21 protein-coding genes and 1 tRNA gene are annotated in these 23,217 nt (G+C 64.1%); 12 read left to right on the top strand and 10 right to left on the bottom strand.

Annotated features, from left to right (window positions below):
- Positions 1-144 precede the first annotated feature (144 nt).
- The 7 genes from fdnG (at position 145) to CAF70_RS17305 (ending at position 9,334) form a co-directional block, all read left to right on the top strand.
- Positions 145-3,213 carry a formate dehydrogenase-N subunit alpha gene (gene fdnG / locus CAF70_RS17335; RefSeq protein ID WP_143491636.1) on the top strand — a complete coding sequence of 1,023 codons (3,069 nt, stop codon included), beginning with the start codon at positions 145-147 and terminating at the stop codon, positions 3,211-3,213.
- Positions 3,213-4,163 (top strand): formate dehydrogenase subunit beta, encoded by a 951-nt coding sequence (gene fdxH, locus CAF70_RS17330; protein WP_085626158.1) that lies wholly within the window; start codon positions 3,213-3,215, stop codon positions 4,161-4,163. The genes fdnG and fdxH overlap by 1 nt, the downstream gene beginning before the upstream one ends.
- Positions 4,160-4,816: a formate dehydrogenase subunit gamma gene (locus tag CAF70_RS17325; RefSeq protein ID WP_085626157.1), complete on the top strand. Its 657-nt coding sequence runs from the start codon at positions 4,160-4,162 to the stop codon at positions 4,814-4,816. The genes fdxH and CAF70_RS17325 overlap by 4 nt, the downstream gene beginning before the upstream one ends.
- Positions 4,817-4,820: 4 nt before the next feature.
- Entirely contained in the window at positions 4,821-5,741 is a 921-nt protein-coding gene (fdhE, locus tag CAF70_RS17320; protein ID WP_085626156.1) for a formate dehydrogenase accessory protein FdhE, read from the top strand.
- A gap of 144 nt (positions 5,742-5,885) precedes the next feature.
- A complete protein-coding gene (selA, locus tag CAF70_RS17315; protein WP_085626155.1) occupies positions 5,886-7,313 on the top strand; it encodes an L-seryl-tRNA(Sec) selenium transferase in 1,428 nt (475 codons plus the stop codon).
- Positions 7,310-9,232 (top strand): selenocysteine-specific translation elongation factor, encoded by a 1,923-nt coding sequence (selB, locus tag CAF70_RS17310; RefSeq protein ID WP_085626154.1) that lies wholly within the window; start codon positions 7,310-7,312, stop codon positions 9,230-9,232. The genes selA and selB overlap by 4 nt, the downstream gene beginning before the upstream one ends.
- 6 nt (positions 9,233-9,238) lie before the next feature.
- Positions 9,239-9,334: transfer RNA gene (locus tag CAF70_RS17305), tRNA-Sec, on the top strand.
- Between the two features lie 126 nt (positions 9,335-9,460).
- On the opposite strand, the gene CAF70_RS17300 is transcribed toward CAF70_RS17305, so the two are convergent.
- Positions 9,461-10,450 (bottom strand): asparaginase, encoded by a 990-nt coding sequence (locus CAF70_RS17300; RefSeq protein WP_085626153.1) that lies wholly within the window; start codon positions 10,448-10,450, stop codon positions 9,461-9,463.
- Positions 10,451-10,520: 70 nt separating this feature from the next.
- A complete protein-coding gene (locus tag CAF70_RS17295) occupies positions 10,521-11,963 on the bottom strand; it encodes a sodium:alanine symporter family protein (RefSeq protein WP_085626152.1) in 1,443 nt (480 codons plus the stop codon).
- A 179-nt stretch (positions 11,964-12,142) separates the two neighbouring features.
- Between CAF70_RS17295 and CAF70_RS17290 the strand changes: the two genes are divergently transcribed.
- Entirely contained in the window at positions 12,143-12,952 is an 810-nt protein-coding gene (locus CAF70_RS17290; protein WP_085626151.1) for a helix-turn-helix transcriptional regulator, read from the top strand.
- Between the two features lie 12 nt (positions 12,953-12,964).
- Here the strand turns inward: CAF70_RS17290 and CAF70_RS17285 are convergent, their stop codons facing one another.
- Complete coding sequence (locus tag CAF70_RS17285; protein ID WP_085626150.1) at positions 12,965-13,810, bottom strand: alpha/beta fold hydrolase; 846 nt, start codon at positions 13,808-13,810, stop codon at positions 12,965-12,967.
- Positions 13,811-14,049: 239 nt separating this feature from the next.
- Between CAF70_RS17285 and CAF70_RS17280 the strand changes: the two genes are divergently transcribed.
- A complete protein-coding gene (locus CAF70_RS17280; RefSeq protein WP_085626149.1) occupies positions 14,050-14,934 on the top strand; it encodes a sugar nucleotide-binding protein in 885 nt (294 codons plus the stop codon).
- Positions 14,927-15,859, top strand: coding sequence for an NAD-dependent epimerase/dehydratase family protein (locus CAF70_RS17275; RefSeq protein WP_085626148.1), 933 nt, complete (start codon positions 14,927-14,929; stop codon positions 15,857-15,859). Before CAF70_RS17280 ends, CAF70_RS17275 begins: the two co-directional genes overlap by 8 nt.
- Before the next feature lie 130 nt (positions 15,860-15,989).
- On the opposite strand, the gene CAF70_RS17270 is transcribed toward CAF70_RS17275, so the two are convergent.
- Positions 15,990-16,433 (bottom strand): helix-turn-helix domain-containing protein, encoded by a 444-nt coding sequence (locus CAF70_RS17270; protein WP_085626147.1) that lies wholly within the window; start codon positions 16,431-16,433, stop codon positions 15,990-15,992.
- A 102-nt stretch (positions 16,434-16,535) separates the two neighbouring features.
- On the opposite strand from CAF70_RS17270, the gene CAF70_RS17265 reads away from it, so the two are divergent.
- Positions 16,536-17,741: an MFS transporter gene (locus CAF70_RS17265; RefSeq protein ID WP_085626146.1), complete on the top strand. Its 1,206-nt coding sequence runs from the start codon at positions 16,536-16,538 to the stop codon at positions 17,739-17,741.
- On the opposite strand, the gene CAF70_RS17260 is transcribed toward CAF70_RS17265, so the two are convergent.
- The 5 genes from CAF70_RS17260 to CAF70_RS17240 form a co-directional block, all read right to left on the bottom strand.
- Positions 17,729-18,412 (bottom strand): OmpW family protein, encoded by a 684-nt coding sequence (locus tag CAF70_RS17260; protein WP_085626145.1) that lies wholly within the window; start codon positions 18,410-18,412, stop codon positions 17,729-17,731. The two genes, CAF70_RS17265 and CAF70_RS17260, sit on opposite strands and share 13 nt — an antisense overlap.
- A 109-nt stretch (positions 18,413-18,521) precedes the next feature.
- Positions 18,522-19,034, bottom strand: a complete 513-nt coding sequence (locus tag CAF70_RS17255; RefSeq protein ID WP_085626175.1) for a DUF3299 domain-containing protein — start codon at positions 19,032-19,034, stop codon at positions 18,522-18,524.
- Positions 19,035-19,160: 126 nt separating this feature from the next.
- Positions 19,161-20,426, bottom strand: coding sequence for an ABC transporter permease (locus tag CAF70_RS17250; RefSeq protein WP_085626144.1), 1,266 nt, complete (start codon positions 20,424-20,426; stop codon positions 19,161-19,163).
- Positions 20,426-21,136, bottom strand: coding sequence for an ABC transporter ATP-binding protein (locus tag CAF70_RS17245; protein ID WP_025337516.1), 711 nt, complete (start codon positions 21,134-21,136; stop codon positions 20,426-20,428). The genes CAF70_RS17250 and CAF70_RS17245 overlap by 1 nt, the downstream gene beginning before the upstream one ends.
- The gene (locus tag CAF70_RS17240; protein ID WP_085626143.1) at positions 21,137-21,721 is read right to left on the bottom strand and encodes a DUF2796 domain-containing protein; all 585 of its coding nucleotides are present in this window, start codon (positions 21,719-21,721) and stop codon (positions 21,137-21,139) included. It abuts the gene before it with no gap.
- A 130-nt stretch (positions 21,722-21,851) separates the two neighbouring features.
- Here CAF70_RS17240 and CAF70_RS17235 point away from each other — a divergent pair, with 130 nt between their 5' ends.
- A complete protein-coding gene (locus CAF70_RS17235) occupies positions 21,852-22,196 on the top strand; it encodes a hypothetical protein (RefSeq protein WP_085626142.1) in 345 nt (114 codons plus the stop codon).
- Between the two features lie 135 nt (positions 22,197-22,331).
- Here the strand turns inward: CAF70_RS17235 and trxA are convergent, their stop codons facing one another.
- Complete coding sequence (gene trxA, locus CAF70_RS17230) at positions 22,332-23,204, bottom strand: thioredoxin (RefSeq protein ID WP_085626141.1); 873 nt, start codon at positions 23,202-23,204, stop codon at positions 22,332-22,334.
- Between the last annotated feature and the right edge of the window lie 13 nt (positions 23,205-23,217).

Raw genomic sequence — 23,217 nt, 5'->3', positions numbered from 1 at the left:
AGCGCCTTGTGCTGACCTATGTCATCGCACCTTCTCGATTCTTGGCTAGTCTTACCTGTTGGCGGCCATCAATTGGCCGCCACCGTGAGTACCAAGAGGCGCCGGCCATGTTCCGTGCGTCCACCACCTGATCAGGAGTGCACGATGGACCTGAACCGTCGGCAGTTCTTCAAGGTCGCCGCCGTCGGCCTTGGAGGCTCGAGCCTTGCGGCGTTGGGCATGGCCCCGACACCCGCATTCGCCGAGCAGGTGCGTCACTTCAAGCTGGCGCATACCAAAGAGACCCGTAACACCTGCCCCTACTGCTCGGTCGGCTGCGGCCTGATCATGTACAGCCAGGGCGATGCGGGCAAGAACGTCAAACAGAACATCATCCATATCGAAGGTGACGCCGACCACCCGGTCAACCGCGGCACCCTCTGCCCGAAAGGCGCCGGCTTGCTGGACTTCATCCACAGCCCGAGCCGCCTGCAGTACCCCGAGGTGCGCAAACCGGGCAGCAAGGAGTGGGTGCGGGTCAGCTGGGACGAGGCGCTCGATCGCGTCGCCGACCTGATGAAGCAGGATCGCGACGCCAACTTCATCGAAAAGAACGCCCAGGGGCAAACGGTCAACCGCTGGCTCACCACCGGTTTTCTCGCTGCTTCCGCCGCCTCCAGCGAGGCCGGCTACCTGACCCACAAGGTCGTCCGCGCAACAGGCATGCTGGGGTTCGATAACCAGGCTCGTGTCTGACATGGCCCGACGGTGGCAAGTCTTGCCCCGACGTACGGCCGTGGCGCCATGACCAACCACTGGTCCGATATCGCCAACGCGAATCTGGTCCTGGTAATGGGTGGCAACGCAGCAGAAGCGCATCCGTGCGGCTTCAAGTGGGTGACCGAGGCCAAGGCGCACAACAAGGCGCGGCTGATCGTGGTCGACCCGCGCTTTACCCGTACCGCTTCGGTGGCGGATTACTACGCACCAATCCGTACCGGTACCGACATCGCCTTCATGGGCGGGCTGATCAATTACCTGCTGAGCAACGACAAGATCCAGCACGAGTACGTGCGCAACTACACCGACGTGTCGTTCATCGTCAAAGAGAACTATGGCTTCGAGGATGGCCTGTTCAGCGGTTACGACGAGGCCAAGCGCGTGTATGCCGACAAGTCCGGCTGGGGTTACGAGCTGGGTGAGGACGGTTTTGCCAAGGTCGATCCGACCCTGCAGCACCCGCGCTGCGTATTCCAGCTGATGAAGCAGCACTACAGCCGCTATACCCCCGAGCTGGCAAGCATGACCTGTGGCATGCCGCAGGACGCCATGCTGAAGATCTGGGAAGAGATCGCCACCTGCTCGGTACCGGGCAAGACCATGACGATCCTTTACGCGCTCGGCTGGACGCAGCACTCGATCGGCGCACAGATCATCCGCAGTGCGGCCATGGTCCAGTTGCTGCTGGGCAACGTCGGCATGCCGGGGGGTGGGGTCAACGCCTTGCGCGGGCACTCCAACATCCAGGGCCTGACCGACCTCGGCCTGCTGTCCAACTCGCTGCCGGGTTACCTGACCCTGGCTGGCGATGCCGAACAGGACTACGCCGCCTACATTGACAAACGTGCCTCCAAACCGCTGCGCCCGGGGCAACTGTCGTACTGGCAGAACTATGGCAAGTTCCACGTCAGCCTGATGAAAGCCTGGTACGGCGCCAACGCCACGGCCGAGAACAACTGGGGCTACGACTGGCTGCCCAAGCTCGATGTGCCGGCCTACGATGTGCTGCGCATGTTCGAGATGATGAGCCAGGGCAAGGTCAACGGCTACATGTGCCAGGGCTTCAACCCGATTGCCGCGCTGCCGGACAAGAACCGCGTCACCGCCGCCCTGGCCAAGCTCAAGTGGCTGGTGATCATGGACCCGCTGGCCACAGAAACTTCGGAGTTCTGGCGCAACGCCGGGCCGTTCAACGATGTCGACACGGCTAACATCCAGACCGAAGTAATCCGCCTGCCCACCACCTGCTTCGCCGAGGAAGACGGCTCGCTGGTCAACAGCAGCCGCTGGTTGCAGTGGCACTGGAAGGGCGCCGATGGCCCGGGCGAGACCCGCACCGACGTGCACATCATGAGCGAGCTGTTCCTGCGCCTGCGCCAACGCTACCAGGCCGAGGGCGGCGCCTACCCGGACCCGCTGATGAACATCAGCTGGCCATACAAGATCCCGGAAGAGCCATCCCCGGAGGAGCTGGCCAAGGAAATGAACGGCTGGGCGGTGACCGACGTTACCGACCCGACTGGCGCAGTGCTCAAGGCCGGCCAGCAACTGGCGGGCTTTGGCCAGCTCAAGGACGATGGCAGCACCGCGTCCGGCTGCTGGATCTTCGCCGGCAGCTGGACCGAGCAGGGTAACCAGATGGCTCGCCGTGACAACAGCGACCCGTACGGCATGCACCAGGTGCAGAACTGGGCCTGGGCCTGGCCGGCCAACCGCCGCATCCTCTACAACCGTGCTTCCAGCGACCCGCAAGGCAAGCCGTGGGACCCGGAGAAGAAGCGCCTGGTCTGGTGGAATGGCAAGGCCTGGACCGGTACCGACGTGCCCGACTTCAAGGTCGATTCGCCACCCGAGGCGGGGATGAACCCGTTCATCATGAACCCCGAGGGCGTGGCGCGGTTCTTCGCCATCGACAAGATGGCCGAAGGCCCGTTCCCCGAGCACTACGAGCCGTTCGAGACGCCGATTGGCATCAACCCGCTGCACCCGCAGAACAAGAAGGCCACCAGCAACCCGGCCGGGCGGGTCTTCGACTCGGTGTGGGACACCCTGGGCAAGCACGACGAATTCCCGTACGCGGCGACCACGTACCGGCTTACCGAGCACTTCCACTTCTGGAGCAAGCATTGCCGCCTCAACGCCATTGCCCAGCCCGAGCAGTTCGTCGAAATCGGCGAGGTGCTGGCCAACGAGAAGGGGATCAAGGCCGGTGACCGGGTGCGGGTGTCGAGCAAGCGCGGGCACATCGACGCCGTGGCGGTGGTGACCAAGCGGATTCGCCCGCTCAAGGTCAACAACCAGACCGTGCACCAGATCGGCATCCCGCTGCACTGGGGCTTCACCGGGGCCACGCGGCATGGCTACCTGACCAACACCCTGGTGCCTTTCCTGGGTGACGGCAATACCCAGACGCCAGAGTCCAAGTCGTTCCTCGTCAAAGTGGAGAAACTCTGATGGCCAGCCAAGACATCATCGCCCGCTCGGCCACCACCACCGTACCGCCTTCGGTACGCCAGCAGCAGGAAGTCGCCAAGCTGATCGACACCACCAAGTGCATCGGCTGCAAGGCCTGTCAGGTGGCGTGTTCGGAGTGGAACGAACTGCGTGACGAGGTCGGCCACAACCACGGCACCTACGATAACCCCCAGGACCTCACCGCCGAGACCTGGACCCTGATGCGCTTCACCGAGCATGAGCGCGACGACGGCAACCTGGAGTGGCTGATCCGCAAGGACGGCTGCATGCACTGCGCCGAGCCAGGTTGCCTGAAGGCCTGCCCGAGCCCGGGGGCGATCATCAAGCACGCCAACGGCATCGTCGACTTCAACCAGGACCACTGCATCGGTTGCGGCTACTGCATCACCGGCTGCCCGTTCAATATCCCGCGCATCTCGCAGAAGGACCACAAGGCGTACAAGTGCACCCTGTGTTCCGACCGCGTGACGGTGGGCCTGGAGCCGGCCTGCGTGAAAACCTGCCCGACCGGGGCGATCGTGTTCGGCAGCAAGGACGAGATGAAGGTGCATGCTGCCGAGCGCATTGTCGACCTCAAGTCGCGAGGCTATGACAATGCCGGGCTGTACGACCCGGACGGCGTCGGTGGCACCCACGTGATGTATGTGCTGCACCATGCCGATACGCCGAAGCTGTATGCCGGCCTGCCGGACCAGCCGGTGATCAGCCCGCTGGTCGGGCTGTGGAAGGGCATCACCAAGCCGCTGGCGCTGCTGGCCATGGGCGCGGCGGTGCTGGCCGGGTTCTTCCACTATGTGCGGGTCGGGCCGCAGCGGGTAGAGGAGGACGAACACCCGACACATGCGGATGAAAGCGTGCACCAGGTGGACCCGTCGGTCCATGTCTATGATCCGACCAAGCCCGGTGGGCAAGGGGAGCAGCGGCCATGAACGACAACAAACCCATCCTGCGCTACAACGCCAACGAGCGCAGCAACCACTGGGTCGTCGCGATCCTGTTCATCCTGGCTGGCCTGTCGGGGCTGGCGCTGTTCCATCCGGCGCTGTTCTGGCTCAGCAATCTGTTTGGCGGTGGGCCGTGGACGCGCATTCTGCATCCGTTCCTGGGCGTGGCGATGTTCGTGTTCTTCCTCGGCCTGGTGTTGCGTTTCTGGCGCGCGAACTTCATCACTGCCAATGATCGTCTATGGTTGCGGCGTATCGATCGGGTCATGCTGAACAGGGAAGACGGCGTGCCACCGATCGGCAAGTACAACGCCGGTCAGAAGCTGCTGTTCTGGACCCTGTTGCTGTGCATGCTGGTGCTGTTGATCAGCGGCGTGGTGATCTGGCGTGCCTGGTTCAGTCATTACTTCGATATCGGCGCCATTCGCCTCGCCACTCTGCTCCACGCCCTGGCAGCGTTCGTGCTGATCCTCAGCATCATCGTGCACATCTACGCCGGCATCTGGATCAAGGGCTCGATCGGCGCCATGCTGCATGGCTGGGTCAGCCGCGCCTGGGCGCGCAAGCACCATGAGTTGTGGTACCGCGAAGTGACCGGTGACAAGACGCCGGGCAATCACGGACGAAAAGAAGGATAAGCGCTTGAGCACGATACTCGAACCCGGGCAGATCGAAGCGTCGGCGGTGATGCCGCCGTTTCTGCACCTACCCCCCGCCAACCTGTTCGAACTGCGGGCCGCGCGCCTGGAGCAGCTGGCCGAGGGCAATGCCCTTGGCGAATACCTGAAGCTGGTGGCCCGCTTGTGCCGTGTCCAGCAGCAGCTTGTGGATAACCCGCCCACCTGCATGCCGGTAGCCGAGGCGCGTCAGCGCCTGTGCATAAGTCATGGCCTGCCGCCGCTGGCGGCGGACAGCCTGGTCCGTGAAGGGCCATGGCTGGTCTGGTTGCAGGCCTTGCTCGAGCACTTCAATGCGCAGACCAGCGGCCCGCTGGGTGAGGCGTTGCTAGCCCTGCGTGGCAGCGACGACAACCAGCGCAAGGGCTGGGGCATTGCCTTGCTCGCCGGCCAGTACGACGCAGTGCCCGCGGCGCTGGTGCCGTTCATTGGCGCGGCCCTGCAGGCGGCCTGGTCCAGTTGGCTGCTGGCGTTGCCCGCGTCCGAGCTCAAGCCCGCCGGCGGCCTGGCCCAGTGCCCGGCCTGCGGTTCGCCGGCGATGGCCGGGGTAGTGCGCAACCGTGGCAAGCACAATGGCCTGCGCTACCTGGCCTGCTCGCTGTGTGCCTGCGAATGGCATGTGGTGCGGGTCAAGTGCGTGTACTGCGAGTCGAGCAAGGACCTGCGCTACACCAGCCTCGACGATGACCGCCATGCACCGGGCAAGGCGCCGCTGCGGGCGGAGTGCTGCCCCGAATGCGAGTGCTACCTGAAGCAGAACTACCTGGAAAACGATGCGGCAGCCGAGCCGCTGGCCGATGACCTGGCCAGCCTGGCACTGGATATTCGCCTGGACGAGGAGGGCTTCCATCGGTTGGCACCGAACCTGATGCTCGCACCCGGATAGTAGCTGAGTGTCTACACTGTAAGACCGAGTCGCCCTTTTCGCGGGCATGCCCGCTCCCACATGGACCTGCGCAGAACCTTGTGGGAGCGGGCACGCCCGCGAAGAGGCCAGAACAGACAACGGAATAGTCCAAGGTAGTACCGCATGTCCTCCAGCCTAGCCAGCGACACCCCACGCCTACCCTCCATCGACACCCTTTTGCGCCACCCGGCCTGCCTCCCGCTGATCGACCGCCATGGCCGCGACGCGGTCCTTGCCACCCTGCGGCAACTGCTCGACGACCTGCGCGACCCTGCCCGCAGCGGCCAGCTCAGCGCCGCCGAACTGGCCGCTGAAGTGCTGCTGGGCCGCACCGGCGAACGCCTGGCCACCCAGCAGCGCAGCCAGGTCCGCCGTGTGTTCAACCTCACCGGCACTGTCCTGCACACCAACCTCGGCCGCGCCTTGTTGCCAGAAGAGGCTATCGAGGCCATGCAGACCGCCGCCCGCTACCCACTCAACCTGGAGTTCGACCTGGCCACCGGCAAGCGCGGTGACCGGGACGACCTCATCGAAGGGCTAATCCGCGAGCTGACCGGCGCCGAAGCCGTCACCGTGGTCAACAACAACGCCGCCGCCGTGCTGCTGGCGCTCAACAGCCTGGGCGCGCGCAAGGAGGGCATCATCTCCCGCGGTGAACTGATCGAGATCGGTGGTGCCTTCCGCATCCCCGACATCATGGCCCGTGCCGGCGTGAAGCTGCACGAAGTCGGTACCACCAACCGCACCCACGCCCGTGACTACGAGGCTGCCGTCAACCCACGTACCGGCCTGCTGATGCGGGTGCATTGCAGCAACTACAGCATCCAGGGCTTCACTGCCCAGGTGCCCACCGCCGAGCTGGCGCGCATCGCCCGCCAACATGACTTGCCGCTGCTGGAAGACCTGGGCAGCGGCAGCCTGCTTGACCTTACCCGCTGGGGCCTGCCCGCCGAACCAACCGTGCGTCAGGCCCTGGCTGACGGTGCCGATATCGTCACCTTCAGTGGCGATAAACTGCTGGGCGGGCCGCAAGCCGGGATCATCGTCGGGCGCAAGGCGCTGATCGACAGAATCAAGAAGAACCCGCTCAAGCGCGCGCTACGGGTCGACAAGATCACCCTCGCCGCACTCGAAGCGGTGCTGGCGCTGTACCGTAACCCCGACCGCCTGGCCGAGCGCCTGCCCAGCCTGCGCCTGCTGACCCGCAGCCAAACCGAAATTCGGGCCCAGGCCGAGCGCCTGGCGCCAGCGCTCAAGGCCTGCCTCGGCGAACAGTGGGCGGTCAGCGTGGAGTCGGCGCTGGGCATGATCGGCAGTGGTAGCCAGCCGGTGGCCCGCCTGCCGAGCGCAGCGTTGTGCCTGCGCCCGCAGGTTTCGAAGAAGCTGCGCGGGCGCAGCCTGCACGTGCTGGAGCGGGCCTTGCGTGACCTGCCGGTGCCGGTGCTCGGGCGCATTGCCGACGACGCCCTGTGGCTGGACCTGCGCCAGCTGGATGACGAAGCCCAGTGGCTGGCACAGCTGCCCGCCCTGCAATTGGGGCCGGTACAGTGATCGTTGGTACCGCCGGCCACATCGACCACGGCAAGACCGCACTGCTTCAGGCCCTGACCGGCCAGGCCGGGGACCAGCGCCAGGAGGAGCGTGCGCGTGGCATGACCATCGACCTTGGCTACCGCTATGCGGCCTTGACCGAGGGCGCAGCACTGACCGGTTTCATCGATGTACCGGGCCATGAGCGCTTTATCCACAACATGCTGGCCGGCGCCCAGGGCATCGACCTGGTGTTGCTGGTAGTGGCGGCCGACGACGGGGTGATGCCACAAACCCGCGAGCACCTGGCAATCATCGAGCTGCTGGGCATTCCCCAGGCATTGGTGGCGATCAGCAAATGCGACCGGGTAGAGTCGGCCCGCCTGGCCGACGTTCAGGCACAGGTCAGCGAATTGCTGGCGCCGGGCCCTTATGCGGGGGCACGGCAGTTGCCGTTGTCGAGTGTGACCGGCGAAGGTATCGATGCCCTGCGCCAGGCTTTGCTGGCGGCCGGCCAGCGCGTGCGCCAGCGCAGTGTGCGCGGCGGATTCCGCCTGGCCGTTGACCGTGCTTTCGCTGTCACCGGTGCGGGGGTGGTGGTCACGGGTACGGCGCTGGCCGGGCGGGTCAGTGCCGGCGACACTTTGTTGCTGGGCAAGGCCGGCAAACCGGTGCGGGTACGTGGCCTGCACGCGCAGAACCAGGCCGCCCTGGTGGCCGAGGCGGGCCAGCGGGTGGCGCTGAACATCGCAGCCGAACGCCTGGCGGTGGAGCAGGTGCATCGGGGTGACTGGTTGGTCCCCGAGTGGCTGCATGCGCCCAGCGTGCGGGTGGATATCGAGCTGAAGCTGTTGCCGGGCGAGACCCGCACCTTCGAACATTTCAGCGCGGTGCATGTGCACCTCGGTACCCAGGACGTAACGGCCCGAGTGGCCTTGCTCGAAGGTGAAACCTTGGTGGCGGGCCAACGTATGTTCGCCCAGTTGCTGCTCAACGCGCCGCTGCAGGCGGTACACGGCGACCGCCTGGTGCTGCGCGACCAGCGTGCCCAGCGCACCCTGGGGGGCGGCAAGGTACTTGATCCGTTCGCACCAAGCCGTCAGCGTCGCAGCGATGAGCGCCTGCGCCAGTTGCAGGTGCTGCGCGATGCCGAGGACCTGGAGCAGGCCCTGCCGGCGCTGCTCGCCAGTGCACCAGGGGGTATCGACCCGCAGCGCCTGGAGCGACAGTTCAATCGCCTGCGCGAAACCTGGCAGATGCCGGAAGATGTGCTGGTGGTGGCCACGCGGCAAGGCCAAGTGCTGTTTGCCAGTGCGCGGTGGCAAGCGCTCAAGCACCAGGTGCTGGAGCAGCTGGCGCGGTTCCATGAACAGGAGCCCGACCAGCTCGGCCCGGACCGCGACCGCCTGCGCCGCTTTGCTGCCTTGCCGCTGGAGCGGCCTGCTTTTGTCAGCCTGCTGGATGAGTTGCTCGATGACGGCGCCATTGCCAGCAGCGGGCCTTGGCTGCACCTGCCCGATCACAAGGTGCAGTTGAGCGACGCCGACAGCGCGTTATGGGCGAGTCTGCAACCAAAGTTGCTGGCGGGGCACTACGATCCGCCCTGGGTCAGGACGCTGGCGAGTGAGGAGAATTGTGCCGAAGCCGATGTGCGCCTGTTGCTGCGCAAGCTGGCCCGGCTGGGCCTGGTGCACCAGGTGGTGCGCGACCTGTTTTACCCCGAGGCGACGCTACAGCGCATGGCAGAGCTGCTGCTGGGGCAGGCCAGTGAAACGCCGATAGTGCAGGTTGCTGCGTTTCGCGATATGTTGGGCATCGGTCGCAAGCGCAGTGTGCAGATACTGGAGTATTTCGACCGCATCGGCCTGACCCGGAGGGTGGCCGATCAGCGTCACATTCGCGCCGACAGCGCCCTGGCCCAGCAGCAGGCCAGGCACTGAGTTCAAGGAAGGCAATCGCGCCCGGTGGCGCGGCCGGGCTTCAAACCCGGTTGGGGACGGCAGCCGTTCCCGGGCAGGTTCGACTCCCGCTGCCTTCCGCCATTTTCTTTTGCCTGATCTGGCCCTATCGCCGGCAAGCCAGCTCCCACAGGTACTCCACAGGCTTCGGGCCTGGTGTTATCCCTGTGGGAGCTGGCTTGCCGGCGATAGGGCCAGATCAGGCAGCACTCAGGCCCGCTCCCCACACAGGTCCAGCGCAAACCACCGCTCTGCCGTGTCGACATCCAGCCCCGCTCCCAGCAGCGCAACCATCTTGGCCAGTGCCGCCTCGCGGGTCATGCCCCCGCCACTGACCAGCCCGGCCCCGCGCAAGCGGTTACCCGCCGCATAGGTATCGAACACCACCGACCCCTCAGGGCACTGGCTGATAGCCGCCAGCATCACGCCCCGCTGGCGCGCCGCACTCAGCACATCCAGCAATGCCTGGTCATCCGACGGCCCGGTACCGCTGCCATAGCACTCCAGCAGCAGCCCTTGCACGCCGCTGCCCAGCAGTGCCTGCAAGTGCGCGGCCTGCAAGCCCGGGAACACCGGCACTACCGCCAGGTTGACCGGCTGGCGCGGGTGCTTGTAGCCAAGCTCGGCAGGGATCGCCGTGGCGCGCTCACTGTCACGATGACGTGGCAGCACGACAAAGGCATCGAACGCCTCGCTGCGCAGCTTCGAAGCCCGGCAGCCATGCAGCAACTGACCATGGAAGTACAGCTGCACGCCAGCTGCCAGCCCTTGTTCGAACTGGCGCAGCGCGCCGCACAGGTTGCCCCATGCATCGCTGTCTGCGGCACCCGCCGGCAGCATCGAGCCGGTCAGCAACACCGGCACCGGCAGGCCCAGCAGCAGGAATGACAATGCCGCGGCGCTATAGGCCAGGCTGTCGGTGCCATGCAGCACCAGCACGCCATCATGGCCAGCCACCTCTACCGCTGCGACGATGGCATCGCGCATCGCCAGCCAGTTGTGCTGTTGCATGTTGGCGCTGTCCAGCAGCGGGTCCAGTTCCTGCAGGGTCCATTGCAGCTGAGGCGCATCGGCCATGTGGGCGAAGTGTTCGCGCATGCGCGCTTCGAAACCACCTGCCGGCGCCAGGCCTTCGGGGGTTTCGAGCATGCCGATGGTGCCCCCGGTATAGAGAACGAGGAGATTGTTTACTGCTCGCATGGGAAGCATCCGTAGCGGTGAGCGGAGAAAGGTAAGCCGCCCACGGACGGGGCGGCTGGAAGGGAGAATATCAGCGCTGTGTCTGGACTTCGCCGACTGCTTTGTCAGTGGCTGTTTCCGCCTGCGGATTGGCAGGCCAGGCATTGCGGTCCAGGTCCAGGTCAGCGAACTTGGCCGAATCGAACACCGGCTGGTCGACGCCGGCTTTGCGCTGGTCGTCGTAGTCGCGCATTACCCGCAGACCGACCTTGAACAGCAGGGCCAGGGCAATCAGGTTGACGAAGGCCAGGCAGGTCATGGTGATGTCGGCGAAGGCGAACACGGTCGACAGGTCCTGCAGCGAACCCCATACCACCAGTGCCAGCACCAGGCCACGGAACACCATCAGCACCACGCGATTGCGGGTGAGGAACTGCAGGCTGTTCTCGCCCAGGTAGTAGTTGTAGAGGATGCAGGTGAACACGAACAGCGACAATGCCACGCTGACGAACACACGGCCCCAGTCACCAACCACGGCAGCCAGCGAGTTCTGGGTCAGGACGATGCCGTCACCTTCGAAGCCCGGGGTGTAGAAGCCCGACAGCAGGATCAGCAGCGCGGTGCAGGTGCAGATCACGAAGGTGTCGAGGAACACGCTGAAGGCCTGGACCACGCCCTGGGCACCCGGGTGTTTCACGGCGGCCACGGCGGCGACGTTCGGCGCACTGCCCAGGCCCGCTTCGTTGGCGAACACACCACGCTTCACGCCCATGACGATGGCGCTGCCGAGCAGGCCGCCGAACGCCGGGTCGAGGCCGAAGGCGCTCTTGAAGATGGTTTCCAGCATGGCTGGCACGTGTTCGATCTGGGTGCCGATCACGTACAGGGTCACGCCGATGTAGGCCAGGGTCTTGACCGGTACCAGCAGGTCCGACACTGCGGCAATGCGCTTGATGCCGCCGATGAAGGTGATGGCCAGCAGCACGGCGAGGACGATGCCGGTGTGTTTGGGGTCGAAGGCGAAGGCGTTCTGCAGCGAGTGGGTCACGGTGTACGACTGCAGGCCGATGAAGGCGAAGCCGTAGGTGACCAACAGCAGGATCGAGAACACGATGGCCATGCTTTTCAGCTTCAGGCCATGCTGGATGTAGTAGGCCGGGCCGCCACGGTACAGGCCGTCGCCGTCGGCGCGCTTGTAGACCTGGGCCAGGGTACATTCGAAGAAGCTGCTGGACATGCCCACCAGTGCGGTAACCCACATCCAGAACACGGCGCCTGGGCCGCCGAGGGTCACGGCGATGCCGACACCGGCAATGTTACCGGCGCCCACTCGGCCGGCCAGGCTCAGCATCAGGGCCTGGAAGGAGCTCAGCTGGCCAGCCTGGCCACGCAGCGACTCCTTGAACACACCGAACATGTGGCCAAAGTGGCGGAACTGGACGAACCGGGAGCGGATGGTGAAATAGCTACCCAGCCCTACGATCAGCACAATGAGAAGTTTCCCCGAGAGGAAATCGTTGAGTACTTCGAGCATTGGAAAATGACCTCGATTCTTATTGTTCGTGTGGAAAGACCAGCGGACGGCGGGCGCACCGCTATTCGTTGGGGCGCATGGTTGGCTATGACAAGACCGGTTACAATTTCGCGGGTTGCTCTGTTTTGGTGCAACTTGATGCTACAATTGCGTCATTCGCGTCACCTGAGCCTCGTGTCATGAGCGATCATTTCGCTACCAATCTCAAACTGGCCTGCAGCCACTACCGCTCTATCTCGGAAGTTTGCCGCAAGCTTGCGATCAATCGCGCGCAGTTCAACAAGTACCTGAGCGGGCAGAGCCGTCCGACGGCATTCAACCTCAAGCGCATCAGCGACTTCTTCGGTGTCGAGGATTACGAACTCAATTTGCCGCCCGAGCAGTTCAGCCGCCTGATCGGTGCGCGCGTGCCTACCTTGGCCGAGCAACCTGGGGACCCGATCAGCGATTTGTTCCGCCCCTTGCACGAACATGCCGGCAATCTGTCGCGCTATTGCGGCTACTACCTGGAGTATTCCAACTGCATGTCGGTGCCGGGCACGATCCTGGTGTCGCTGGTGCACCTGTGGGAAGAGCGCGGGCAGTTCCTGTTCGAGCGTCAGGAACGCCAGGAGCGCTCCACCGCTACCAATCCCCATGCCGAGGTGCGTTGCCGCTACCTGGGGGCGGCGTTCCAGTTACAGGACCGCATGTTCCTGGTCGACTACGAGTCGCTGACCTTCAACGAGATGAGCCAGACCATCCTCATCCCCAGCTTCAAAAGCCGCATTACCCGCCTGAACGGCCTGAAGGCCGGCGTTTCCAGCGGCGACCAGCGCTACCCTGCGTGCACCCGGGTGGTGTGGGATTACCTGGGAGAGGAGATCAATCGCATCAACGCCTATCGCCAGGTAAAACTGTACCAGCCGGATGATCCACGTATAGATGACGACATACGTGAGCGTTTGAGTGCGAGACCGCTTACTAACGGGTTGTTTGAAATCAAGTAGTGGTCGACACGTTCAGGCGTCATCGAGAATGAAGGCTTCCACAGCGCTCGCAACCTGATCGGCAATTGCCGGTGTATTGCGTAAGTGGGCAGCGATGCCATGGTCGCAGTCTGTTAGAAACAGGCAGTGCAAACGCGACGCTGAAACGGATTGCATCAGGGCCTGGGTAACTTCTTCAGGGATCGGGCTGTAGCGTTCAGTGCCGGCAAGCCACAGGTTGCCGGCGCTTGTTCCAGGGCCTTTGCCGAATCGCTGTGAGTTGAGCCCGTCGTATTCGCCAATCACCATCATTACTCTTCCAGGGAACTGGTTGAGGAAGGCGTAGCTATCGCTTTCGAGAAAGCCGAAAGGCTTGCTGATGGCAGCAGTGAATGCCGGGCCAAACGGCGCCTTGTGGGCATGGTCTGGATAGACTGCCGGGCAGATCAGTACGATGTTGTCCACTTGTGGCAAGCGTGCCGCGAGTTTGAGCGTGATTGCCGCGCCGAGGCTGTGGCCGATGAGCGTTCGGCATCGCGGTGCGATATGCGCGTGGAAACGCTGTGCTTCGTCAAGGTTGGTGGCCAGTGACGGCGATATTGCACCTGGCTCACTGGCGAGGCTATGACCTGACAGATTGGCAGTGAGTGAACCAATGCCGGCGGCTTGCAGGCGATAGAGCAGGGGATTGAGCCGGGTAAAGTCGGAGCGTGCGCCCCCCAGGACAAATGCCGGCGCTGCGCGTTCGATATCGGGTACCAGCAATCGGGCTTGTTGCTGGTAGTTTTCAAATACTTCGTCGATGAACAGTTCTTTGCCAGGGGCAAGTTCGTCGAACTGCCATTTCAGGCGCTGAGGGGAACCCGTTTGAAAGTGCATGTTGCTCTCTGGAAGAACCGGCTTTGGCCTGAAGGCAGAATAAGCGGTTATCAGCAGCAGCGGAAGTCAGCTCGCCCCTGGTATTTCACCGGCGATTTCTATCGGTGGCGGTGTTGAACTGTGAAACTCTGGAATCACTGCCACAGTGGGATCGAACGGGGCCGGTGTTGGACTTCCCCGCCCAGAAACCGCAAAATGACCCCTTTCCTTCAATCAACCTCTCCGGATCTGCTGACTCTATGCGTATGCGCCTAATGCTGTTGGGTGGTGGCAATGCCCTCGGGCAAGCGCTGATTCGTCTTGGGGCCGAGGAGGACATCGCATTCCTGGCGCCGCGCCCCCCCGAGAACGGCTGGACGCCGGCCAGCCTCACCCAGTTGCTCGACGACCATCGCCCCGATGCCTTGGTCAACCTGGCCTATTACTTTGACTGGTTTCAGGCCGAGTCGGTCAGCGAGCAACGCCTGGCTCAACAGGAGCGGGCGGTGGAGCGGTTGGCGGAGCTGTGCCAGCACCACCAGATCACCCTGGTGCAGCCTTCCAGCTACCGCGTATTCGATGGTGCGCGGGCCACGGCCTACAGCGAAAAGGACGAGCCAGTGCCGCTGGGCTTGCGGGGCCAAGCCCTTTGGCGCATCGAGCAGAGCGTGCGCGCGGCTTGCCCGCAACACGTGCTGTTGCGCTTTGGCTGGCTGCTCGACGAAAGCATCGATGGGGCGTTGGGGCGTTTCCTGACCCGCGCCGAGCAACCCCAGGAGCTGCTGCTGGCTGATGACCGGCGCGGCAACCCGACGCCTGTCGACGACGCCGCCCGGGTGATCCTGTCGGTGCTCAAGCAACTGGATTGCAGTGCGCCGCTGTGGGGCACCTACCATTACGCCGGCAACGAGGCCACCACGCCGCTGGCGCTGGGCCAGGCGATCCTTGCCGAAGCCGGCCAGTATCGCCAGTTGGCCGTGCAGGCGCCGACGCCGCAGGCCCATGCCGCGCGCCCGGACGCCAGCGAAGAGCCGCAGCACGCGGTACTGGCCTGCAAGAAAATCCTTCACACCTTCGGCATCAAACCGCGCGCCTGGCGCGCCGGCTTGCCGCCCCTACTGGACCGGTTCTACCGCCATGGCTGACGCCCCCATCCTGATCACCGGCGGTGCCGGCTTCATTGGCTCCCACCTGTGCGATGCGTTGTTGGACAAAGGCTACGCCGTACGCATTCTCGACGACTTCTCCACTGGCCAGCGGGGCAACCTGCAGGTCGGCCACCCGCGGCTGGAACTGGTTGAAGGCGATGTCGCCGATGCCGGGCTGGTCACGCAGGTTGCGGCTGGCTGCCGTGCCGTTGTGCACCTGGCGGCGGTGGCCTCAGTGCAGGCCTCGGTCGAGGACCCGGTGCGGACCCACCAGAGCAATTTCATTGGCACCCTCAACGTGTGCGAAGCCATGCGCGTGCATGGCCTGCGCCGGGTGTTGTTCGCCTCCAGTGCGGCGGTATATGGCAACAATGGCGAAGGCGAGTCGATTGCCGAAGACACCCCCAAGTCGCCGTTGACTCCCTATGCCGTGGACAAGCTGGCCAGTGAGCAGTACCTGGACTTCTACCGTCGCCAGCATGGCCTGGAGCCGGTGGTGTTCCGCTTCTTCAATATCTTCGGGCCGCGTCAGGACCCATCCTCGCCGTATTCCGGGGTGATCAGCATCTTCTCCGAGCGCGCAGTGCAGGGCTTGCCGATCACGGTGTTCGGTGATGGCGAACAGACCCGCGACTTCCTCTACGTGGGCGACCTGGTGCAGGTGATGGTGCAGGCGCTGGAGCAGCCACAGGTCGAAGAGGGGGCAGTGAATATCGGCCTTAACCAGGCCACGTCGCTCAACCAGCTGCTGGCGGCGTTGGAGAAAGTGGTGGGTAGCTTGCCAGCGGTCAGCTATGTGGCGGCACGCTCGGGTGACATTCGCCATTCGCGGGCGGATAACCAGCGTTTGCTGGCGCGGTTCGAGTTTCCGCAGGCGACGCCGATTGTCGAGGGGCTGGCGCGGCTATTGGGCAAGAGCTGAAATTCCTGGGGGCGCTTTGCGCCCCTATCGCCACCAAGCCAGCTCCAACAAATGGGGCGCACCTCACCCTGTAGGAGCGGCCTTACCGGGGCGCCGGACCGGTCGGATGGGCTGCGCAGCAGCCCCAGAATCACCCATGCCGCACAACTCTGCGCAGGCAATCCCCTGCCTCCAGCACCCGCCCGTCCCGGGCCCGCACCTGCAGTGTTTCCAGCGCCTGCCCCGTATCGCCATCCACCAGTTCCGAACGCACCTCTCCCGCCTCGAACAGAAACCGCTCCCCCCACTGCCTCAAGCCAACCACTACCGGAAACACCGATTGCCCTTTCTCGGTCAGCACATACTCCTTGTAGGCGCTGCCATCCGACGCCGGCTGCAGCGCCAGCAGCCCGCTCTCCACCAGCCACTTGAGCCGGGAGGCGAGGATATTCTTCGCCAGCCCCAGGTTTTTCTGGAATTCACTGAAACGCCGCAGGCCATCGAAGGCATCGCGCAGGATCATCAGCGCCCAACGGTCTCCCAGCACCTCAAGGGCCCGTGCCACGGGGCATTGCGCATTGTTTTCATCGAGCATGGACGGCGCCTTTCGTGATTATCTGGTTGCAGATTAAAACCACATTTGCTAAATAGCCAGCATGTGGTTTCAATTCGAAACCAGATTGACGAGGCCAGCCCGATGAAGCCTGCACTGACACGCTGGATCACCCTGCTGCTGGCCACCACCAGCGCCATGGCCGTGGCGACCGTGTATTTCGCCCAACCTCTGCTCGAGTCGATGGCCGCGGACCTTGGCGTGGCGCAGCAGCAGATCGGTTGGGTAGTTGGCGCGACCCAGGCGGGCTATGCCCTGGGGTTGTTGCTGATCGTGCCGCTGGGGGACCTGATCGACCGCAAGCACCTGTTGCTTGGGCAGTTACTGCTCTCGGCCCTGGCGCTGGTGGGTGTAGGCATGGCGCCGAGCTGGGCGCTACTGCTGCTGGCCCTGGCCATCACCGGGCTTATGGCGGTGATGGTGCAGGTGATGGTGGCGCATGCCGCGAGCCTTGCCACCCCTGGCCAGCAAGGGCAAGCCGTGGGCAGCATCACCAGCGGTGTGGTGCTGGGCATTCTGCTGGCGCGGCTGGCCTCGGGCGGGCTTGCCGACCTGGCTGGCTGGCGCAGCGTGTACCTGTTTGCCGCAGGGCTGCTGATGCTACTGGCGCTGGTGCTATGGCGCAGCCTGCCCATGGGGAAGCCGGTGACGCTGCGGTCTGGCTACCGGGCGCTCATCGTTGCCCAGTTCAGGCTGTACCAGCACGATCGGCTGCTGCGTCAGCGTGGGCTGTTCGGCATATTGGTCTTCGCCGCGTTCAGCGTGCTGTGGAGTGCCATGGTCATGCCCCTGAGCGCCGCGCCATTGGCGCTGAGCCATACCCAGATCGGTCTGTTCGGCCTGGCGGGTGTTGCCGGCACATTGGCGGCCGCGCGCGCCGGTCGCCTGGCCGACCAGGGGCGGGGAGAGCGTACCACCGGGTTGGCGCTTGTTCTGCTGGTGCTGTCTTGGCTGCCTACGGCCTTCGTCGAGCATTCACTGCTGGCCTTCGGGCTGGGTGTGCTGATGCTGGACTTTGCCGTGCAGGCGGTGCATGTCACCAACCAGAGCCTGTTGCTGGCCGGGCGTGGCGCAATGGCCAGCCGGTTGATCGGCGCCTACATGTGCTGTTATTCGCTTGGCAGTGGGCTTGGGGCGGTACTGGCGAGCTGGGTGTATGCCCATTGGGGTTGGGCAGCGGTGTGTGGGCTTGGGATGGGCATCAGCGCGATCGCGCTGGGGTATTGGCTAGGGTTGCAACGTGCGAGGGCGGCCGAAGCCGCCCTGCAGTGTTCAGGTCAGAACTTGTAGCCAAGGCCGACCATGTACACCCACGGGTCGACTTCGACGTTGACCTTGGTCTTGCTGTAGCCCAGTGCGGACGGGCCGTCGACGCTGGCTTTGGTGTCGATGTCGACGTACCAGACCGCGGCGTTGACCAGCAGGTTGTCGGTGAGCATGTAGTCCATGCCCAGTTGACCGGCGATGCCGACCGAGTCCTGCAGCTTCAGGTTGCTGAAGCCCTGCTGCTTGCGTGCACTGCTGAGGTCTTCATCGAAGAACAGGGTGTAGTTGATGCCGACGCCGGCATACGGCTGGAACCTGGAAGTCGGTTCCATCGGGTAGTACTGCAGCGACAGGGTCGGCGGCAGTTGCTTGATGTCGGCCAGCTTGCCGTCCAGGCCGCCGCCCAGGCCTTTGACGCCGACGGTGTGCTTGAACGGGGTGGCGGCCAGCAGCTCCAGGCCAACGTGGTCGGTGAGCATATAGGCGAAGGTCAGGCCCAGCTGGGTGTCGCTGTCCAGGGTAGCCTTGGTACCCGAAACCTTGTTGCCATCGAACTTGAGGTCGCCGCTGCTTTCGTTGGGAGCAGTGGTGATGGCGCCGGCGCGCAGGATCATATCGCCTGCCTGATAAGCGTGGGCGGCAGGTGCGGCGAGCGCAAGGGCCACGAGTGAGGCGCCGAGCAAGGTCTTGTTCATGGAAGCTCCCAGAGGACGTGAGTAATCGAGTAGTCCAATGGTACGGATGCGGTTAAACAGAATGTTTGACCCAGCTCAAAGAAGCGTCTTCACGAATTCGAAACAGGTCTCACTTCAACTCGTACGCGTATATTTTCTCGGCCTCCATCTGGTATCCGGCATCGGCCAGCTCGCTGCTGGAGGCTCTAACCTGCATCTTTCCCTCGATCCAGTAGGGCTGATAGAGGTCTTCGATGCGCACGCCCATTTCACTGAAAATGTGCACGATCTGGTTCGACGGTGGGGGTGGCACGTGGATGCACGCGCCGTAGTAGGGGACCAGCAGGAATTCGGTGGTGCGGCCTTCGTCGCTCACTTCCAGCGGTACGATGTAGCCGGGCAGTTTGATCTGCTGGCCGTCGAGGCTTTTTACCACCGGAGCGTCGGGCGCCTGCTGGCGCGCCGGTGGGGCGGACTCGGCGGACAGGGCGTTGCTGAGCTGTGACATGTCGTGCAGCGGGGCGAGTTGTGGCGGGATGAGCGGGGCGCCTTCGGGGATGAGGGCGGGCCAGTCCAGTTCGCGAGGTTCGCCAGCCCACAGCGGCATCGCTACTGTCAGCAGCAGGATCAGCAGCGTATGCAGTGCTGGCCTCTTCGCGGGCATGCCCGCTCCCACAGGGTTTACCGCAGGCTTCGAACCTGGTGAAGGACCTGTGGGAGCGGGCGTGCCCGCGAAGAAGGCAGTGAGGTTTCTGATCATTGCACACACTCAGAGGTGAATGGACAGGCCATCGGCCAGCGACTGCCGATAGGCCCGCCATGCCGGCACGCTGCCCATCAGCAGCGCGGCCCCCAGGATGATAGCCAGCAATGTCCACTCATGAGCACTGGGCATGGCCAGCGGCAAATACAAACCATAGTTGGCCTGCACATACCCCTGTGCCAGGGCGATACCCGCATACAGCAAACCAAGCCCGGCAGCGATCCCGACCGCTGCCAGCGTCAGCGCTTCCAGCACCAGCAGCCCCGCGATGTGCCACGGCCTGGCGCCAACCGAACGCAATATCGCCATTTCCCGCCGACGCTCGTTCAGGCTGGTGAGAATCGCCGTGAGCATGCCGATCAGGCCGGTCAGCACCACGAACAGCGACACCACGAACAGCGCTTGCTCCGCGGTGCCCATAAGGCTCCACAACTCCTGCAGGGCTACCCCGGGCAGGATCGCCAGCAACGGCTCGCTGCGGTATTCATTGATCTCCCGCTGCAGGCTGAAGGTCGCGATCTTGCTGTTCAGGCCGAGCATGAATGCTGTGATGGCGGCAGGCTGCAGGTTCATGGTGCGTGCCTGCTCGGCGCTGACACGCCCGGTGCCGCGGGCTGGCACGCCGTTGTGCCAGTCGATGTGGATGGCTTCCATGCCCCCCAGGCTGATATGCAGCGTGCGGTCGACCGGCGTGCCGGTGCGCTTGAGTACGCCGACCACGGTGAACGGCTTGTCGTCGTGCTTGACCAGGCTGATCGCGGCGACCCCATGTGCCAGCACCAGCTTGTCGCCCAGCTTGTAGTGCAGTGCCTCGGCCACTTCGGCGCCGAGCACCACCTCGAACGGATCATCGGCAAACGCGCGGCCCTGGCTCAGTTCCAGGTGCTGGCGGCGGCCGTACTGGTAATGGCTGAAGTAGTCGCCAGTAGTGCCCATCACCCGATAACCGCGGTGCGAGTCGCCCAGCGAGATGGGGATGGCCCATTTCACCCGCGGGTCTTTGGCGTAGTGCTCATAGCTGTCCCAGCGGATGTTGTTGGTGGCGTTGCCGATGCGGAACACCGAGTACAGCAACAGGTTCACCGAGCCGGAGCGGGCACCGACGATCAGGTCGGTACCGCTGATGGTGCTGGCGAAGCTGGCCCGGGCCTCGGTACGGACCCTCTCCACGGCCAGCAGCAGGCACACCGACAGGGCGATGGCAAAAGCCGTGAGAAATGCAGTGAAGCGGCGGTTGGCCAGGCTGGCCAGGGCAAGGCGGAGCAGGTACATCAGGCCTCCCGGGGCTTGGCGGCACGGTTGAGTTCGGCCAGCGACAGGTGTCGGTCGAACAGCGGCGCCAGGCTCTGGTCGTGGCTGACGAACAGCAGGCTGGCACCGGCGGCACGGCATTCATCGAACAGCAGACGGATGAACGCTTCACGGGTGTCGGCATCCAGCGCCGAGGTCGGTTCGTCGGCGATCACCAGTTCGGGCTGGCCGATCAGTGCGCGGGCGGCGGCAACCCGTTGCTGCTGGCCGATCGACAGGCTGTCGGCGCGACGGGCGAGCAGTGCGGGGTCGTCCAGGCCAAGGTGGGCCAACAGTGTGCTGGCCGCTTGGTCGACACTGCCATGGCGCTGCTCGGCGCGCGCCTTGCGGCTACGCGAGAAACGGCAAGGCAGCTCGACATTTTCGCGTACCGAGAGGAACGGCAACAGGTTGAACTGCTGGAAGATATAACCGGTGTGGTCGACCCGGAAGCGGTCACGGGCGCCTTGGCCCAGGCGGCCGAGGTCCTGACCGAGCAACTGGATACGGCCTTGGCCCGGTACGTTCACCCCGCCCAGCAGGCCCAGCAGTGTGGTTTTGCCACTGCCGCTGGGGCCTTTGAGAAACAGGGCCTCGCCAGCTTCCAGACGGAATGCCGGAATGTCCAGCAGCGCGGGCTGGCCTGGCCAGGCGAACACCAGGTCATGCAGTTCGATCAACGGCTGGCGCATTCAGAACGCGACCGCGGCCTTGGCCGGCGTGGTCTCCACGCCTTTCTGGCCATTGGGGCCGATCAGTTGCACATTGATTTTCTGGGTGGCCGGGAAGGCTTTGAACAGTGGCGCAAGGTCCACCTGTGCCAGTTTGTCGGGGTTGGTGCAGGTCAACTGGTAGCGAGCGCCGATGTCGCTGTGCTGGTGGTTGTGTTCGTGTTCGTGTTCGTCGCCATCGTCGTCGGCTTTCGGAGCATCACCGAACAGCGGGCTTTCCAGTTCCTGCTGGTCTTCCTTGCAACCGGCGGCAGCGGGCAGACCAAACAGCTTCAGCGGTTGTTCGAGTTGCTGGCGCACCGCCGCAACCTTGGCCTTGTCGGCGTCGCTGTTGGCGGCGTGTTCGAAGCCGGCCAGGTTCATTGCCGGGCTGTCCAGCTCCAGCTCCAGGGTGTTGCCATCGAGTACGGCGTTGAGCTTGGCCACGCCATGCTCGTGAGCGCCGAGAGTGCCATGGGCGTGGTCATGATCATGCTCATGCTCATCAGCGTGGGCATGGGCCAGGGGCAGCAAGGCGAAGGGCAGGGCGAGCAACAGGCGACGCATGGACGGCTCCGGAGCGGGCGGGAAGATTGGGTTATGTTATAACAGCTTTTCTGCGCGTCGCCAGCCTGCGTGGCGCAGGTTTCATGTTGCGGTAGGATGGCAGCATTGACTTGGGTTCAGGGAATGCAGCATGAGAATTCGTGGACAGATTGGTGACTGGCCTGTGGATCTGACCATCGAGCTGGAGCCTGAAGAGTGGGCGCAGCTGGGGCGGCAGGTCGAATTGCCCGCGGTGGCGCAGACCGCAGCAACGGAAACCGTGGCGACAACTCGTCAGGATGACGGGCAATGGACTGCGGCACGTGAGGTGTTGCGCCTGGCAGGGCAGATGAGCGGGCCGGAATTGCTGGATCGGTTGGAAGGGCTGGCGGGGAGTATGGCGGCGGGTAAGCGGCTGCTGGTGCGCTTGCGGCATAGCAATGAAGTTAAGGTGGAAAGTGGCGTGGACGCGCCGGTTTATCACTGGGTGGGATAAATCTGTATTGCCTGTGCTGGCCTATTCGCGGGTAAACCCGCTCCCACAGGATTTCACAGCACTTGGGGCCTGCGCAATTCTGTGGGAGCGGGTTTACCCGCGAACGAGGGCAAAGCCCTCGCAATGAGCCTCAAGTCAAAACATCGCCGCCGACAGCTTGCGACGATAAACCCCAACCAGCGGGTGATCCCCACCCAGCAACTCGAACACCTGCAGCATCGCCTTCTGCGGCAACCCGTTCTCATAGCCGCGGTTACGCTGGAACAGCTTCAGCAACCCTTCCAGCGCCGCTTCGTACTGCTGGCGTGCCAGCTGCTGGATACTCAGCTGATAGGCCGCCTCGTCATCCTGCGGGTTCTGCGCCAGGCGGCTTTTAAGGTCGGCCACTTCCGGCAGGCTGGCGGCCTGGCGCAGGAAGGTCAGCTGGGCCTTGGCGCCGGCCAGTGCAGCTTTATGTTCGTCAGTCTTGACTGCGTCCAGCACAACCTGGGCTTCACCCAGTTCACCGCGTTCGGCCAGGCAGCGGGCATACAGGATCAGCGCTTCGGCATTGCTGTTGTCCTCACCCAGCAGGGCCTGCAACAGCGCTTCGGCCTCGGCAAAACGGCTTTCTGCAAACAGCCCCTTGGCCTGCTCCAGCGGCGATGCGCTGGGGGCGGCGGGCAATTGCACGTGCGGTTCGAGCATGGCACGGATCGCCGATTCCGGCTGCGCACCGGCAAAGCCGTCCACGGGCTGGCCGTCCTTGAACAGCACCACGGTCGGCAGGCTGCGGATGCCGAACTGGGCAACCACCTGTTGCTCCACGTCGCAGTTGATCTTGGCCAGCAGCAGCTCGCCCTGGTAGCCCTCGGCGATCTTGGCCAGCAGTGGCATCAGTGCCTTGCACGGCGCACACCACTCGGCCCAGAAGTCCACCAGCACCGGTTTGTGGAAGGAGTTCTCGATTACCAGTTGCTGGAAGGTGGCATCGGTAGCGTCGAAAATGTAAGGCGTGTCTTGGGTCATCGCGACTCTCGCA

It is taken from the genome of Pseudomonas sp. B19(2017) (genome assembly GCF_002113165.1).
Lineage (GTDB): Bacteria > Pseudomonadota > Gammaproteobacteria > Pseudomonadales > Pseudomonadaceae > Aquipseudomonas.
This window is presented reverse-complemented; position numbering and strand designations above follow the sequence as displayed.

Coding starts and splice junctions, on each gene's coding strand:
- CAF70_RS17240 (WP_085626143.1), bottom strand. CDS start 21,721: ATGCGTCGCCTGTTGCTCGCCCTGCCCTTCGCCTTGCTGCCCCTGGCC.
- CAF70_RS17250 (WP_085626144.1), bottom strand. CDS start 20,426: ATGTACCTGCTCCGCCTTGCCCTGGCCAGCCTGGCCAACCGCCGCTTC.
- CAF70_RS17265 (WP_085626146.1), top strand. CDS start 16,536: ATGAAGCCTGCACTGACACGCTGGATCACCCTGCTGCTGGCCACCACC.
- selA (WP_085626155.1), top strand. CDS start 5,886: ATGTCCTCCAGCCTAGCCAGCGACACCCCACGCCTACCCTCCATCGAC.
- trxA (WP_085626141.1), bottom strand. CDS start 23,204: ATGACCCAAGACACGCCTTACATTTTCGACGCTACCGATGCCACCTTC.
- CAF70_RS17285 (WP_085626150.1), bottom strand. CDS start 13,810: ATGCACTTTCAAACGGGTTCCCCTCAGCGCCTGAAATGGCAGTTCGAC.
- CAF70_RS17260 (WP_085626145.1), bottom strand. CDS start 18,412: ATGAACAAGACCTTGCTCGGCGCCTCACTCGTGGCCCTTGCGCTCGCC.
- CAF70_RS17280 (WP_085626149.1), top strand. CDS start 14,050: ATGCGTATGCGCCTAATGCTGTTGGGTGGTGGCAATGCCCTCGGGCAA.
- CAF70_RS17295 (WP_085626152.1), bottom strand. CDS start 11,963: ATGCTCGAAGTACTCAACGATTTCCTCTCGGGGAAACTTCTCATTGTG.
- CAF70_RS17300 (WP_085626153.1), bottom strand. CDS start 10,450: ATGCGAGCAGTAAACAATCTCCTCGTTCTCTATACCGGGGGCACCATC.
- CAF70_RS17275 (WP_085626148.1), top strand. CDS start 14,927: ATGGCTGACGCCCCCATCCTGATCACCGGCGGTGCCGGCTTCATTGGC.
- CAF70_RS17325 (WP_085626157.1), top strand. CDS start 4,160: ATGAACGACAACAAACCCATCCTGCGCTACAACGCCAACGAGCGCAGC.
- fdxH (WP_085626158.1), top strand. CDS start 3,213: ATGGCCAGCCAAGACATCATCGCCCGCTCGGCCACCACCACCGTACCG.
- CAF70_RS17245 (WP_025337516.1), bottom strand. CDS start 21,136: ATGCGCCAGCCGTTGATCGAACTGCATGACCTGGTGTTCGCCTGGCCA.
- CAF70_RS17270 (WP_085626147.1), bottom strand. CDS start 16,433: ATGCTCGATGAAAACAATGCGCAATGCCCCGTGGCACGGGCCCTTGAG.
- CAF70_RS17235 (WP_085626142.1), top strand. CDS start 21,852: ATGAGAATTCGTGGACAGATTGGTGACTGGCCTGTGGATCTGACCATC.
- CAF70_RS17290 (WP_085626151.1), top strand. CDS start 12,143: ATGAGCGATCATTTCGCTACCAATCTCAAACTGGCCTGCAGCCACTAC.